Origin of the sequence: Cronobacter muytjensii ATCC 51329 (assembly GCF_001277195.1) — a bacterium.
Taxonomy (GTDB): domain Bacteria; phylum Pseudomonadota; class Gammaproteobacteria; order Enterobacterales; family Enterobacteriaceae; genus Cronobacter; species Cronobacter muytjensii.
The window spans coordinates 4157265-4172284 of record NZ_CP012268.1; the positions used below are offsets into that span (position 1 = coordinate 4157265).

The window sequence follows — 15020 nt, forward strand, 5'->3', positions numbered from 1 at the left end:
TACCAGAATTGCCCGCGCGTAAAAACTGCGGGGCACGGGGGACCGTTTCAGAGAAGCAAAGCCCTCCCGCGCAGGGGAGGGCCATATTCACGAGCGGTGATAGAGCGGTAGCCAGAGGGTCAGGCGCAGACCGCCAAGCGGGCTGTCGTCCGCCTTCACCCAGCCGCGATGCTGCTGCACGGCGGTTTCCACAATGGCGAGGCCGAGACCGGTGCCGCCGGATTCGCGGTCGCGCGCCTCATCGGTGCGATAGAACGGGCGGAAAATCTGTTCCCGGTCAGCCTGGCTCACGCCCGGCCCGTCATCATCGACGTTAATCGTAATGCCTTCTTTATCCACCGCGAAGCTTACGGAAATCTTGCTGTGAGAGTAGCGCAGCGCATTACGCACGATATTTTCCAGCGCGCTTTCCAGGGCATTCGGGTTGCCGTAAAGCAGCCACGGGCCTGGCGGGTAGGCGACTTCAAACGATTTGCCCATCTGTTCCGCTTCGAAGGCGGCGTTATCAAGCACGTCGCCCCACAGCTGATTCGCTTTCATAGTCTCGCTCACCAGCGCGTTTTTCTGCTGATTACGCGACATCACCAGCAGATCGTTGATCATGCTGTCGAGGCGATGGGCTTCGGTTTCAATGCGCTCCAGCTCTTTGCTCTCTCCACTACGGCGGCGCAGCAGCGCGGTACCGAGTTGCAGACGCGTCAGCGGAGTGCGCAGCTCGTGAGAGATATCGGAAAGCAGCCGTTGCTGGGTCGTCATCATACGTTCCAGCGCCGTTACCATCTGGTTGAAACTGGCGCCTGCGGCGATAAACTCCTGCGGCCCGGCTTCCAGCTCCGGATGCTGACGCAAATTGCCCTGAGCCACTTCATCGGCGGCGTTTTTAAGCTTACGCGCCGGTCGTGCCAGGCTCCACGCCAGCCAAAGCAGCAGCGGCGAACTCACCAGCATTGTGACAATCAGCAGGAGCAGCGGGCGGTCGAACAGGAGGTTGATGAAATCGGACTGTGAATTGCTCGCCGGACGGATCAGGTAAAGCTGATAGTTATCTTCGCCGTCGCGCACGGAAAAGGGCCCGACCAGCTCCACGCGGCCATACTTTTTCTTCTGGGGATGGTCGGCGTTATCGGACTGTCCGATAAAGTTGCGGATTATCTGCATTTCGTTGCGTTCTGCGCCGATCACGCGGCCTTCGCTGGTGACCAGCAGCAACCGCTGCCCCGGCGGCGCCCACTTGTCGATAGCGCGAAACAGCCGACGCCACCACATCAGGTCGTTGGGCGGGTCGCTCGCCAGCTCGGCCTCGACGTGCTGTTCAATCATGGTGCCCTGACGCTGCTCGCTCTCCAGCAGTTCCGTCATCTGACGGCTGTCGAGCTTGGGCAGCATCAGCACCAGCATTAACACCAGCGCCAGCGTCAGCCAGAAAATGGCGAAAATGCGGGCGGTAAGGCTGCCTATCATGAAGCGGAAACCATCAGATAGCCGCGTCCGCGTAAGGTTTTAAACCACGGATGGCCGTCTTTGCGCTCCGGCAATTTACGACGCAGGTTAGAGATATGCATATCGATCGCGCGATCGAACGGCGTGAGACGTTTGCCAAGCACTTCCTGGCTTAAATGTTCACGTGACACCACCTGGCCCAGATGCTGCGCCAGCAAATAGAGCAGGGTAAATTCGGTGCCGGTGAGTTCCAGTGTCTGGCCGTCAAAACTCGCTTCCTGACGACCTGGGTTGAGGCTTAGCGCGTCCACTTCCAGCGTCGGCGAACCGCTGTCGCTGTTCTGCTGCTGTTCGCTCCAGTGTGAACGGCGCAAAATCGCCCGAATACGGGCCACGAGTTCGCGGTCGTTAAACGGTTTTGGCAGATAGTCGTCCGCGCCCAGCTCAAGGCCAAGTACGCGATCCAGTTCGCTGCCTCGTGCGGTCAGCATAATAACGGGTGTCTGGTGAGTCTGGCGAAGCTCTTTCAAAGTATCGATGCCGTTCTTCTTTGGCATCATCACGTCGAGCAAAAGCAGGTCGATGCTGTCGTCCAGGAGGTCAAGCGCCTGTTCGCCATCATGGGCAACGAGGACATTAAACCCTTCCATGTCGAGCAATTCCTTTAACAGGAAAGTCAGCTCGCGGTCATCATCAACTAACAGGATTTTATTCATTTTCAGTACCTCCGAGGCAGAAATTACGTCATCAAGGCGCGCTAATCCATGACTTTACGTTGTTTTACACCCCCTGACGCATGTTTGCAGCCCGAATCGTAGACTGGATTTCGTTGAACCGCAGCACATAAGTTTCCAGGAGTCAGTGATGCGCAAAGTTACCGCCGCCGTCATGGCCTCAACGCTGGCTGCCGGTGCGTTAACCAGCCAGGCGGCACAGGTCCCGACGGACGAAAGCTGGCATCCGGCGGAAATGCTGACGCAACGCAGCAGCGTGCAAAGTCATATGTTTGACGGCATCAACTTAACAGAGCATCAGCGCCAGCAAATGCGCGATTTGATGCAGCAGGCGCGGCATGAGCAGCCCCCTGTTAATGTTAGCGAAATGGAGACCATGCACAGGCTGGTCACCGCAGAAAATTTTGATGAAAACGCAGTGCGCGCTCAGGCGGAAAAAATGGCCCAGGAGCAAGTGGCCCGCCAGGTGGAAATGGCGAAGGTGAGAAATCAAATGTATCGCCTGTTAACGCCCGAGCAGCAAGCGGTTTTGAACGAGAAACACCAGCAACGCATGGAACAGTTTCGTGAGGTTGCGCAAATGCAGCGCCAGTCTGCGCTGCCGCTCTTTAGTAGCAGTACCCGTAGTAACCAGTAACAACCCTGTTTTCCTTGCCATAGACACCATCCCTGTCTTCCCCCTCATGATGAGGGGGTTTTTTTTGCCCTTTTTTCGCCGCGCGCCGATGTTCATCGGCGCTACATGCCATACGAATTTCATCAAATTCCTGCGGACGGTTGGTTATACTGGCAACATGTCTTCGCAGGAGTCGTTATGAATCATGACTATGCCCGCCTGGTGAACCGGGCGGCTCTCGCCGCCACGCTGGTGGCGACGCTACTGCTGATCATCAAAATTTTCGCCTGGTGGTATACCGGGTCGGTCAGCATTCTCGCCGCCCTGGTGGACTCGCTTGTCGATATCGCCGCGTCGCTCACCAATTTATGGGTGGTACGGTATTCGCTTCAGCCTGCCGATAAAGAACATGCCTTCGGGCACGGCAAAGCGGAATCGCTGGCGGCGCTCGCGCAAAGCATGTTTATTTCCGGCTCGGCGCTGTTTCTTTTCCTCACCGGCATTCAGCATCTGGTGACGCCAGAGCCGATGCGCGCGCCGCTGGTCGGGGTTATCGTGACGATGGCGGCGCTGGTGACCACGCTGATGCTGGTCACTTTCCAGCGCTGGGTCGTGCGCAAAACCCGCAGCCAGGCGGTGCGGGCGGATATGCTTCATTATCAGTCTGATGTTATGATGAACGGCGCTATTCTTGTGGCGCTGGCCCTCTCCTGGTATGGCCTGCACCGCGCCGACGCGCTGTTTGCGCTCGGGATTGGCGTCTGGATTTTATACAGTGCGTTACGGATGGGCTATGAAGCGGTACAGGCGTTGCTTGACCGGGCCCTGCCCGATGAAGAACGTCAGGCGATAGTCGAGATTATCTCCGCCTGGCCAGGCGTTCGGGGCGCGCACGATCTACGCACGCGGCAGTCAGGGCCGACCCGCTTTATCCAGCTTCATCTCGAAATGGAAGACAACTTGCCGCTGGTTCAGGCGCATTTAATCGCCGAACAGGTGGAGCAGGCGATCCTGTTCCGGTTTCCGGGGTCGGACGTCATTATTCATCAGGACCCATGCTCGGTCGTCCCGCGTTTTCAGCAGGGGCAATTTGAGCATTAAGCATTCGTTGTAAAGGCGTGATTCGGGCAGGCATTTTTTGTATATCTCACCCCCACGCGGGCTGACCTGAATCAATTCAGCAGGAAGCTGTTGATATACTATTTGCAGCAATAGTCGATCACCTGTCGCACTCGCGCAGGCGGTTTCCGGCGAAAGTATTCCTTTTGCATTCTACGTTCAGAGGTAGTCATGATTAAGAAAATCGGTGTGTTGACGAGTGGCGGTGATGCGCCTGGCATGAACGCCGCCATCCGTGGCGTAGTCCGCGCGGCGTTGACGGAAGGTCTGGAAGTATTCGGCATTTACGATGGCTATCTTGGCCTGTATGAAGACCGTATGATCCAGCTCGACCGTTACAGCGTTTCCGACATGATCAACCGCGGCGGCACTTTCCTCGGTTCCGCGCGTTTCCCGGAATTCCGCGAAGAACATATTCGCGCCGTGGCTATCGAGAACATGAAAAAACGCGGCATCGACGCGCTGGTGGTCATCGGCGGTGACGGCTCTTATATGGGCGCCAAACGCCTGACCGAAATGGGCTTCCCGTGCATCGGTCTGCCGGGCACCATCGATAATGACGTGGCGGGCACCGATTACACCATTGGTTACTTCACCGCGCTGCACACCGTGGTCGAAGCGATTGACCGCCTGCGCGACACCTCTTCTTCTCACCAGCGTATTTCCATCGTTGAAGTGATGGGCCGTTACTGCGGCGATCTCACCCTGGCGGCGGCTATTGCGGGCGGTTGCGAATTTATCGTTCTGCCGGAAGTGGAATTTAACCGCGAAGATCTGGTGGCGGAAATCAAAGCCGGCATCGCGAAAGGGAAAAAACACGCGATTGTCGCCATCACTGAGCATATCTGCGATATCGACGAGCTCGCGAAATACATTGAAACCGAGACGAAACGCGAAACTCGCGCCACCGTGCTCGGTCACATCCAGCGCGGCGGCTCGCCGGTGCCTTACGACCGTATCCTCGCCTCCCGCATGGGCGCTTATGCTATCGAACTGCTGCTCCAGGGCCACGGTGGCCGCTGCGTCGGCATTCAGAACGAAAAAATGGTGCATCACGACATCATCGACGCTATCGAAAACATGAAGCGTCCGTTCAAAGGCGACTGGCTGGATTGCGCTAAAAAGCTCTACTAAGCCTCACGCTCTGCGCCCGGTCAGCCTGCGCTGCCGGGCGTTTCTTTTTCCTGTTGTTATTCCCGCCAGTTATAGCCAATTTTTTTTTATTCTTTAATCCCTGCCGCGCTTTCTGGCACGCTGCTTTTATCAACATTTAACTTTGAAAATTTAAAGAGAGCGTGCAATGAACAAGTGGGGCGTGGGCATTACTTTACTGTTGGCTTCGGCAAGCGTACTGGCGAAAGACGTTCAGTTGTTAAACGTCTCATACGATCCGACGCGCGAATTCTATGAGCAATATAACAAGGCATTCAGCGCGCACTGGAAAAAAGAGACCGGCGACAACGTGGTGGTTCGCCAGTCACACGGCGGCTCCGGCAAGCAGGCGACCTCAGTTATCAACGGCATCAAGGCGGATGTCGTGACGCTGGCGCTGGCCTATGACGTCGATGCTATCGCCGGGCGTGGGCGTATCGATAAAAACTGGATCAAGCGCCTGCCGGACAACTCCGCGCCGTACACCTCCACCATCGTCTTCCTGGTGCGTAAGGGCAACCCGAAGCAGATCAAAGACTGGAACGATCTCGTGAAGCCGGGCGTGTCGGTTATCACGCCGAACCCGAAGAGCTCCGGCGGCGCGCGCTGGAACTATCTGGCAGCCTGGGGCTACGCGCTGCATCACAACAACGGCGATCAGGCGAAAGCCCAGGCGTTCGTCAAGGCGCTGTATAAAAACGTCGAAGTGCTCGACTCCGGCGCGCGCGGCGCAACCAACACCTTCGTTGAGCGCGGCATTGGCGATGTGCTGATCGCCTGGGAAAACGAGGCGCTGCTGGCGGCCAACGAGCTTGGTAAAGACAAATTCGAAATCGTGACCCCGAGCGAGTCTATCCTTGCGGAGCCGACCGTCTCGGTCGTCGATAAAGTCGCGCAGGAGAAAGGCACCCAGACCGTGGCGGAAGCCTACCTGAAATACCTCTACTCACCGGAAGGCCAGGAGATCGCCGCGAAAAACTTCTACCGCCCTCGCGATACGCAAATTGCAGCGAAGTATGAAAACACCTTCCCGAAACTCAAGCTGTTTACGATTGATGACGTGTTCGGCGGCTGGACCAAAGCGCAGCAGACGCACTTTGCCAACGGCGGTACGTTCGATCAAATCAGCAAGCGTTAAATACCCTGGCCACAAGGATGTGGCCCGCTTTTTCCGCGCAATAGTGCCCCGTAGCGTTCCGTTTTACGCTACGCTTTGCGTTTACGGAATCATCAGGGCGAAGCATGAAGCGAATAGTGTCTGTCACGATCACACTCATTGTCTTACTGGCGCTGGCCGCGCTGGTGGCGTGGCGCTATTTCCTTGCGGACGATCCCGACATCCTCAGGCGCATCGTGACGCAGCAGTGTCTGCCCGGCGAACGTGAACGCCAGAACCCCGCGCCCTGCGCGCAGGTGAACCTCCCTGCCGGCTACGCTGTGCTGAAAGATATCAACGGCCCGCTGCAATACCTGTTAATGCCGCTGTGGAAAATCAACGGTATCGAAAGCCCGCAACTGCTTTCCGATAACACCCCCAACTTTTTCTGGCAGGCCTGGCAGGCGCGCCGCTGGATGAGCGAAAAGCGCGGTAGCCCGGTGCCGGATAGCGCCGTCTCGCTGACCATCAACTCCAGGCTGGGCCGTTCCCAGAACCATCTGCATATCCACATCTCCTGCCTGCGCCCGGATGTGCGCGCGCAGCTTGACGCGGCGATGACCGCCATCGGCAGCCGCTGGCAGCCGTTTCCGGGCGGCTTGCGCGGGCACGACTATCTGGCGCGGCACATCACCGGCGAAGAACTGTCGCGTCGCTCGCCATTCCTCATGCTGGCAGAAGAAGTGCCGCAGGCGCGTGAGCACATGGGCCGCTATTCGCTGGCGCTGGCGCCGCTAAAAGATGGCGCGTTTGTCCTGCTCGCGACCCGTCGCAACCTTCTGCAACTGAACCTGGCGCACAGCGAAGAGCTACAGGATCACGACTGCGCGCTTCTGCAAAAAGGCAATCCATAACATTTACTTAACGTCTGGCGCGCCGTAGACTTGCTGAAAAATTCATCAGGAGACAGGTATGTCCGTCTGGCTTGCGCATCCGCTTTTCTTACCCGCCCTTATTATTCTGCTGACGATCGTGCTCTGGGCGACGTCCCTGCTACCGGAATTTATCACCGCGCTGCTCTTTTTCGCGGTGGCGATGATAGCCAAAATCGCCCCGCCGGAGGTTCTGTTCGGCGGCTTCGCGTCATCGGCGTTCTGGCTGGTGTTCAGCGGCTTCGTGCTGGGCGTGGCTATTCGCAAAACCGGGCTGGCGGACCGCGCCGCGCGGGCGTTATCGGCGCGGCTGACGGACTCCTGGTGGCAGATGGTAGCGAGCGTGGTGCTGCTCAGCTATGCGCTGGCGTTTGTAATGCCCTCCAACATGGGGCGCATCGCGCTGCTGATGCCGATTGTGGCGGCGATGGCCAGACGCGCCGGCATCGAGGAAAACACCCGCGGCTGGTACGGCCTGGCGCTGGCGGTAGGCTTCGGCACGTTCCAGCTCTCCGCGACCATTCTGCCTGCTAACGTGCCGAACCTCGTCATGAGCGGCGCGGCGGAAGGCTCTTTCGGCATTCATCTTAACTATCTGCCCTATCTGCTGCTGCACACGCCGGTACTGGGGCTGCTCAAGGGCGCGGTGCTGATAGCGCTTATCTGCTGGCTGTTCCCCGGCAAGCCGCAGCCGCCGCGCGAACTGCCCGCCGCAACGCCGATGAGCCGCGCCGAAAAACGCCTCGGCTGGCTTTTGCTGGTGGTGCTGGTGCTGTGGGTGACGGAGAGCTGGCACGGCATCGGGCCTGCCTGGACGGGGCTTGCGGCGGCGGTCATCACGCTGCTGCCGCGCGTCGGGTTTATTACCGGCGATGAGTTCGCCAGCGGCGTTAATATGCGTACCTGTATCTACGTGGCGGGCATTCTTGGCCTTGCGACGACCGTCACCCATACCGGCATCGGCAGCGCGGTCGGCGAGGCGCTGATGCATATTATGCCGCTTGATCCGGAACGCCCCTTTACGAGCTTCGCCGCGCTCACCGGCATCACCACCGCGCTGAATTTCATTATGACCGCCAACGGCGTTCCGGCGCTTTACACCACGCTTGCGGAAAGCTTTTCACGCAGCACCGGGTTTCCGCTGCTGTCGACCATTATGATTCAGGTGCTGGGATATTCGACGCCGCTGCTGCCGTATCAGGCGTCGCCGATTGTGGTGGCGATGGCGCTTGGCAACGTACCGGCGCGCGCCGGGATGAAGCTCTGTCTGGCGCTGGCGATCGTCACGTTTCTTTTCCTGCTGCCGCTGGATTACGGCTGGTTCCGGCTGCTGGGTAAACTCTGAGGCAACGCGACGCGGAGAACAGCATGACGACGATGCATTTTGCGGTCTGGTATTCCACGACTGACGATGAAAAGGCGCTGCGTGAGGCGCTGCCCGCGCCCGGCTGCGAGCGCCATTTTTTGCAGGATTTCGGGTTTGCGCCGGGCCATGCGGAACGCGCGATCGCGCTCTGGTATGGTGCCGTGCCCGGCGAGACGGGATCGATTCATCCGCACAATCCGGCGCTCGACCCGCAGTTTGCGTTTTTAACCCGCGCGGCGGCGGAACAGCTTTGCGAGCGCGGCGTCAGCGATATCAGCTTTCTTTACGCGCTGCCTGACGTCGACTATTACGGCGAGAAAGAGTCCTCGCCACTGCTCGTTTTTCTGGGCAACATCCTGTGCTGCCCGCCGCCCGGTTTTCAGCTGCCGCGGTAGGTGGAGTAGCCGTACTGGCTCAGCAGCAGCGGCACATGGTAGTGCTCGTCGGTGTTGTCGATATGGAACACCACCGGCACTTCCGGGAAAAAGCTGGACTGCTTATGCGAGGCGAAATAGTCGCCGGTTTCAAAGATAACGCGATAGTCGCCTGTGGCGGCGGGCGCGTCCGGCCACAGCGCTTTGATACGGCCATCTTTATCGGTTGTCGCCTGGTTCAGCGGCTGCCATGCGTCGCCCTGTTTTTTCTCAAGCTTAACCACTACGCCCGGCGCGGGTTTGCCGGTCTGTTCATTGAGCACATGTACGCTCAGTAAGTTTGAAGACGCGGCAAGCGCCAGCCCTGGCAGAGCGAAAAGGGCAGCGGCGGCAAGCGTTTGAAAACGGTTCATTGTCATTCCTCCTTAATGGGTTGTGTGGTTATCCTGCCAGCCGCGCGCGGGAAAACGCCTGACGCGAAGATGACAGTTTTGTCATCCGGCGTGTCTGCGCTGGGCAGCGCCTGCGTTCTTTGCGAGACTGTCGCCATGAAACTGCTACTGATTGAAGACAACGAAAAAACCCGCGCGTGGCTCGAAAAGGGGCTGCGCGAGGCGGGGCTGGTGGTGGACGCTGTCGCCGACGGGCGCGATGGCCTGCACCTGGCGCTGGACCAGGACTATGCGCTTATCATCCTTGATATCATGCTGCCGGGCCTCGACGGCTGGCAGGTGTTGCGCGCGCTGCGCACCGCCAAAGCCACGCCGGTACTCTGCCTGACGGCGAGAGACGCAGTCAGCGATCGCGTCAAGGGGCTGGAGCTTGGCGCGGATGACTATCTGGTAAAGCCCTTTTCTTTCGCCGAACTGCTGGCGCGCGTACGGGCCCAGCTGCGGCGTCATGCGCCCGCCGCTGCGACGTTACAGGTGGCCGACCTCACGCTTGATACCGCGCGTCACGCCGCCAGCCGCGGCGGCGAGCGGATCGCGCTGACCCGCCAGGAATTTACCCTGCTCTGGCTGCTGGCGAGCCGCGTCGGGGAGATTTTGCCGCGCACGCTTATCGCGAGCGAAGTCTGGGGCATCAATTTTGACAGCGAAACCAACGTGGTGGATGTCGCCATCCGTCGCCTGCGCAAGAAAATCGACGATCCCTTCCCGCTCAAGCTGATTGAAACCGTCCGCGGCATGGGATATCGGCTCAACGCGCCGGAGGAGAGCGATGCGTAGCCCTTCACTGACGCTGCGCCTGACGCTCATTTTTACGCTGCTGGTGGCGTTCGCCTGCGGCATTACCGGCGTGTCGCTCTACCGCTCGCTCAGCGCGGAGCTGGTCTGGCGCGACGATCAGACGTTGCTCAACCGCGCCTCGCAATTGCGCCAGCTTTTGACGGACGGCGCCGAACCGCGCCAGCTGCCGCTCTATTTCAACCGTATGCTGGATACGCGACAGGATGTGCTGCTGATCCGCCGCGTCGATGGCGACACGCTGGTGAACATCAACCAGGCGGGCGTGACGCTGCCGACGCTCGCGCCGGTGTTGCCGGGGCGGAGCGTGAACGAACAGGCGTTGCACCGCTGGCGGCGGCCCGACGGCGTGTATGTCAGCGCGATAGCCCTGACGGCGAGCGATAAAAACGGGCCGCTGGTCATCACCGTGGCGCGCGTGGCGCAGGAGCGCGCGCAGATGCTGGCGGAATATCGGCGGGAAAGCCTGCTGGTCTGCCTGCTGGCGACGCTCGCCGCCGCGCTGTTAAGCCCGTGGCTTATCCGCCGCGGACTGCGGGCGATTCGCCGTCTTAGCGAGGCTACCGCCCGCACTGGCAGCGAGACGCTGCAACAGCCGCTAAGCCTGGAGACCCTGCCGCGCGAGCTGTTGCCGCTTGGCGAGGCGCTCAATACCATGCGCCGCCGGCTGGCGGAGGATTTCGCCCGGCTGACGCGCTTTGCCGACGATCTCGCCCATGAGCTGCGCACGCCGGTCAACATTCTGCTGGGGCAGAATCAGGTCGCGCTACAACGCCCGCGCAGCGTGCAGGAGTATCAGAACCTGCTTGCCGGCAATATCGAAGAGCTGGAGCAGATGACCCGACTTATTGAAAACATTCTGTTTCTCGCCCGCGCCGATCATCAAAACATCGCGCTACGCCGCGAGACGCTGGCGCTTGAGCCGTTTATCCATCAACTGACCGATTTCCTGGAGCCGCTGGCGGAAGAGCGCGGCATCACGTTCAGCGTGCAGGCGAGCGGAGTGCTGCGCGCCGACCGCCTGCTCCTCCAGCGAGCGCTTACTAACCTTCTGACCAACGCGCTGCGCCATGCGCCAACGGGTGGCGACGTACGGATCGCCGCTGCTCAGGAGGCGGACTACGCAGTATTAAGCGTCGCCAATCCGGGCGCGCCGATAGCCGAGGCGGATAAACTGTTTCTGCGCTTCTGGCGCGGCGACAACGCGCGCCACACGCCCGGGACTGGTCTTGGGCTGGCGCTCACCCAGGCGATCGTGCGGCTACACGGCGGTCAGGTGGCGGTCGAGCATGAAGAGGGCTGGAACCGCTTTATTCTGCGGTTCCCGGCGGCGTAAGGCGGTTCAGGAGAGTTTCAGCGCCGCCATCATGCCGATAATGTTGGTCGCCGAATGCAGCACGATGGGCGCCAGCAGGCTGCCGGTATGAATGCGCACCTGACAGAGGATCACCGAGAAGACAAACAGCCAGATGAAGGTGGTAGGCATCTGATATTGCGCGTGGCCGATGGCGAAAAACAGCGAGGTGGCGACCATCGCTATCGTCTGGCCGGTTTTGCCCCAACCGATGCCCGCGTTCAGCAAAAAGCCGCGGCAGATAACCTCTTCCACCACCGGCGCCAGCAGGCAGATGCAGATCGCCGTCAGCGCCAGGCTAAAGGATGACATCTCTGACAGCGTGGCGCTCCAGGGCTCCTGCCTGCCAAACAACCCGTGGATCATCGAAAGCGCCATCAGCGCCAGCCCCGGCAATACCAGCGATTGCACGCTCAGCCTGCCCGGCGGCAGCAGTCCGTAGTGTTTCTGATACGTTCGCCAGCAGAGCAGGGCGAAGGGAAGCCAGAACACGAAATAGAGCAGCGGCGTGGCGAACCCGGCACGGTAAATACCTGAATAGCCTGGTAACAGGGAGATGGCGACCGGTAGCGTAAACCAGGCCACCCCGACGGTAATGCAAAGCAGCGTATGTTGAAATCTGTCCGCGGGCGCGTTCATGATTACGTCCTTGTCGCAAAGGAAAATGGCGCGGGCCATTCCCGCTGCTGCGGATTATACCTGGCCTTTGCACGCCGATAAGCTTTTTCGCGCCGCGGCCTGCGCCGCAAACGCAGGCCGCGCTTATCAACCGCGCGCGTGGTACTGCGCGTCGCTGACGTGCTCCAGCCACTCCACGACGCTGCCGTCCTGCGCTTCCTGTATCGCGATATGCGTCAGCGGCGTGGTCGGGCTTGCGCCATGCCAGTGTTTTTCATGCGGCGGGATCCAGACCACGTCGCCGGGGCGAATCTCCCGCGCAGGCTGGCCCCAGGTCTGCACGTAGCCGAAACCGGCGGTGACGATAAGCGTCTGGCCCAGCGGGTGCGTATGCCAGGCGGTACGCGCGCCGGGCTCAAAGGTCACGCTGCCGCCGCTCGCGCGGGCCGGATCGTTTGCCGGAAAGAGCGGGTCGATACGCACCGTACCCGTAAACCACGCCTCCGGGCCGCCATAAGAGGCGCGTGAACCGCAACGGTAAATCTCAGTCATCACAATCTCCTGTCAAAGCTAAAAGCGTTATGGACCACATCGCGACGCCGGACGTTTACGTCGCCCGGCGTGGGAATACTCAGGCGAGCGTGGCGGTGTCTATCACGAAGCGATATTTCACATCGCCTTTGATCATGCGCTCCCAGGCCTCGTTGATCTCGTCAGCACGGATGAGCTCAATGTCGGCGACAATGTTGTGTTCGGCGCAGAAATCGAGCATCTCCTGGGTTTCCGGTATGCCGCCAATCATGGAGCCTGCAATCGCGCGGCGTTTGAAAATCAGGTTAAACACCTCCGGCGATGGGTGCGGCGAGGCAGGCGCGCCGACCAGCGTCATCGTGCCGTCACGTTTGAGCAGCGCGGTGAACGCATCCAGGCTGTGTGGCGCCGCCACGGTATTGAGGATGAAATCGAAGCTTTTCGCGTGCGCCTGCATCTCATCGGCGTTGCGCGACACCACCACGTCATCCGCGCCCAGCGCTCTCGCCGCGTCGCGTTTGGATTCTGAAGTGGTGAACGCCACCACCTGCGCGCCCATCGCATGCGCAAGCTTAATGCCCATATGCCCAAGCCCGCCGATGCCGACAATGCCCACTTTTTTCCCGGGCCCGATATTCCAGTGGCGCAGCGGCGAATACGTAGTGATCCCGGCGCACAGCAGCGGCGCCACGGCGGCAAGCTGCGATTCCGGATGACGGATGCGCAACACGTAGCGCTCATGCACCACGATCTGCTGCGAGTAACCGCCGAGCGTATAGCCTGGCGCGTCCGCCGTCGGGAAGTTATAAGTGCCTGTCATATGATCGCAGTAGTTTTCCAGGCCCTCGTCGCACTCCTCGCAGTGTTTGCAACTGTCCACGATACAACCCACGCCCACCAAATCGCCCGGCTTAAAGCCGGAAACCTGCGCCCCGGTCGCGGTGACGCGTCCGACGATTTCATGGCCTGGCACGCAGGGAAATAACGTGCCCGCCCATTCGGCGCGCGCCTGGTGAATATCGGAGTGGCAGACGCCGCAATACGCGATGGCGATTTGCACATCCTGCGCGCCCGGTTCGCGGCGTGAAATCTCCATAGGTTCAAGCGGTTGCGTAGCACAAATCGCGCCAATAGCTTTGATTTTCATAACGAGGCTCCTTAGTAGTCAGCCGTATTACGGCTCAGAAATCAGGGTGTTGATCGTGTCGTGCGGTCAGCACGGCCAGCAGCGCCGCCAGCAGCAGCAGCCCGGCGCTCAGAAGGAACGCGCTGCGCCAGCCGCTGTGGTCGAAGGCGAGTCCGCCGAGCGTGGAGCCGAGCGCGATGGAGAGCTGAACGACCGCCACCATCAGGCCGCCGCCCGCCTCGGCGTTATCCGGCAGCGTACGCGCGACCCACGTCCACCAGCCCACTGGCGCGGCGGTCGCGATAAGCCCCCAGCCGCCGAGCAGCGCGGCGACCAGCCAGAGCTGATGCCCGAAAGCGGTCAGCGCGACGGCTGCCGTCGCCATCAGCAGCGGAATGGCGATAAGCGTCCGGTAGAACCCGGCGCGCAATGCGCCGCCAATCAGCATCGTGCCGGTAAACCCTGCCACCCCGATAACCAACAGAATGAGCGACAGCGTGGGGATATCGACGCGGGTGACGGACTCAAGAAAGGGCCGTACATAGGTAAAGAGCGCGAACTGGCCCATAAAGAAGATCCCGCAGGCCGCCATTCCCGTCAGCACCAGTGGCTGGCGCAGCAGAGGCAGCAGGCCGCTCTGGCGCGTCTTTTGCGGCGACGGTGGCATCGAAGGCAGGCTTATCCACTGCCAGATAAACGCGATAATCGCGACCGGCACCAGACAGAAAAACGCACCGCGCCAGCCGATCACTCCGCCGAGCCAGCTGCCGAGCGGGGCGGCGATAACCGTCGCCAGCGCGTTGCCGCCGTTAAAAACCGCCAGCGCGCGCGCTACCTGATGGCGCGGCACCAGCCGTATCGCTGTCGCGGCGCTGAGCGACCAGAAGCCGCCTGTCACCACGCCAGTCAAGGCACGTCCCGCCATATACGTGAGGTAACCGGGCGCGATAGCGATGATGACGCCGGAAACCGCCATCAAAATAGTCAGCCCCAGCAACAACGCCTTACGGTTGACGCTGCTCGCGAGACGCGCAATGGACAGGCTGGTCAGCACCGCCAGCGCGCCGGAAATCGCGATCCCCTGGCCCGCCAACCCTTCGCTGACGCCTAAATCACGCGAAACCGGCGTCAACAGGCTTACCGGCATAAACTCTGAGGCTACCAACGCGAAGACGCACAGCGTCATCGCCAGCACGCCGGCCCAGTAAGCGGGCGTCTTTTCGCTTTGTATTTCTGTTTCCTGGTACGTTCCGGACATATTTTTCCTTCGTTTTTTCTGCGCCAGCCCGTGCGCAGGCACGCCGGGGTCGGGCTT

At 60.4% G+C, this 15020-nt stretch carries 16 protein-coding genes; 9 read left to right on the plus strand and 7 right to left on the minus strand.

The window, feature by feature from the left end:
* Positions 1-87: 87 nt before the first annotated feature.
* Together cpxA and cpxR are read right to left on the minus strand one after the other, a co-directional pair.
* Entirely contained in the window at positions 88-1461 is a 1374-nt protein-coding gene (gene cpxA, locus AFK63_RS19030; protein WP_038866611.1) for an envelope stress sensor histidine kinase CpxA, read from the minus strand.
* Positions 1458-2156, minus strand: a complete 699-nt coding sequence (gene cpxR / locus AFK63_RS19035) for an envelope stress response regulator transcription factor CpxR (RefSeq protein WP_038866613.1) — start codon at positions 2154-2156, stop codon at positions 1458-1460. The genes cpxA and cpxR overlap by 4 nt, the downstream gene beginning before the upstream one ends.
* A gap of 148 nt (positions 2157-2304) precedes the next feature.
* Here cpxR and cpxP point away from each other — a divergent pair, with 148 nt between their 5' ends.
* The 7 genes from cpxP to AFK63_RS19070 all read left to right on the plus strand — a co-directional run bounded on the left by cpxP (position 2305) and on the right by AFK63_RS19070 (position 8850).
* Positions 2305-2811 (plus strand): cell-envelope stress modulator CpxP, encoded by a 507-nt coding sequence (gene cpxP, locus AFK63_RS19040; RefSeq protein ID WP_038866616.1) that lies wholly within the window; start codon positions 2305-2307, stop codon positions 2809-2811.
* Positions 2812-2988: 177 nt separating this feature from the next.
* A complete protein-coding gene (gene fieF / locus AFK63_RS19045) occupies positions 2989-3891 on the plus strand; it encodes a CDF family cation-efflux transporter FieF (protein ID WP_038866619.1) in 903 nt (300 codons plus the stop codon).
* A 189-nt stretch (positions 3892-4080) separates the two neighbouring features.
* The gene (gene pfkA / locus AFK63_RS19050) at positions 4081-5043 is read left to right on the plus strand and encodes a 6-phosphofructokinase (protein WP_038866621.1); all 963 of its coding nucleotides are present in this window, start codon (positions 4081-4083) and stop codon (positions 5041-5043) included.
* 166 nt (positions 5044-5209) lie between these two features.
* Positions 5210-6199, plus strand: a complete 990-nt coding sequence (locus AFK63_RS19055; protein WP_038866622.1) for a sulfate ABC transporter substrate-binding protein — start codon at positions 5210-5212, stop codon at positions 6197-6199.
* A gap of 104 nt (positions 6200-6303) precedes the next feature.
* Positions 6304-7071, plus strand: coding sequence for a CDP-diacylglycerol diphosphatase (locus AFK63_RS19060; RefSeq protein WP_038866624.1), 768 nt, complete (start codon positions 6304-6306; stop codon positions 7069-7071).
* 58 nt (positions 7072-7129) lie between these two features.
* Entirely contained in the window at positions 7130-8434 is a 1305-nt protein-coding gene (locus AFK63_RS19065; protein ID WP_038866626.1) for an SLC13 family permease, read from the plus strand.
* A 23-nt stretch (positions 8435-8457) separates the two neighbouring features.
* Positions 8458-8850 (plus strand): hypothetical protein, encoded by a 393-nt coding sequence (locus AFK63_RS19070; RefSeq protein WP_038866629.1) that lies wholly within the window; start codon positions 8458-8460, stop codon positions 8848-8850.
* On the opposite strand, the gene uraH is transcribed toward AFK63_RS19070, so the two are convergent.
* Positions 8835-9242, minus strand: coding sequence for a hydroxyisourate hydrolase (gene uraH, locus AFK63_RS19075; RefSeq protein WP_038866631.1), 408 nt, complete (start codon positions 9240-9242; stop codon positions 8835-8837). The genes AFK63_RS19070 and uraH overlap by 16 nt on opposite strands.
* Positions 9243-9377: 135 nt before the next feature.
* On the opposite strand from uraH, the gene hprR reads away from it, so the two are divergent.
* Positions 9378-10058 (plus strand): response regulator transcription factor HprR, encoded by a 681-nt coding sequence (gene hprR, locus AFK63_RS19080; protein WP_038866806.1) that lies wholly within the window; start codon positions 9378-9380, stop codon positions 10056-10058.
* Positions 10051-11412 carry a heavy metal sensor histidine kinase gene (locus AFK63_RS19085; protein ID WP_038866632.1) on the plus strand — a complete coding sequence of 454 codons (1362 nt, stop codon included), beginning with the start codon at positions 10051-10053 and terminating at the stop codon, positions 11410-11412. Before hprR ends, AFK63_RS19085 begins: the two co-directional genes overlap by 8 nt.
* A gap of 6 nt (positions 11413-11418) precedes the next feature.
* Here the strand turns inward: AFK63_RS19085 and AFK63_RS19090 are convergent, their stop codons facing one another.
* From AFK63_RS19090 to AFK63_RS19105, 4 genes are all read right to left on the minus strand, one after another.
* Positions 11419-12069, minus strand: coding sequence for a CPBP family intramembrane glutamic endopeptidase (locus tag AFK63_RS19090; protein ID WP_038866633.1), 651 nt, complete (start codon positions 12067-12069; stop codon positions 11419-11421).
* 126 nt (positions 12070-12195) lie between these two features.
* A complete protein-coding gene (locus AFK63_RS19095) occupies positions 12196-12600 on the minus strand; it encodes a (R)-mandelonitrile lyase (protein ID WP_038866635.1) in 405 nt (134 codons plus the stop codon).
* 79 nt (positions 12601-12679) lie between these two features.
* Complete coding sequence (locus AFK63_RS19100; protein ID WP_038866637.1) at positions 12680-13726, minus strand: NAD(P)-dependent alcohol dehydrogenase; 1047 nt, start codon at positions 13724-13726, stop codon at positions 12680-12682.
* 34 nt (positions 13727-13760) lie between these two features.
* Entirely contained in the window at positions 13761-14963 is a 1203-nt protein-coding gene (locus AFK63_RS19105; RefSeq protein WP_038866644.1) for an MFS transporter, read from the minus strand.
* Between the last annotated feature and the right edge of the window lie 57 nt (positions 14964-15020).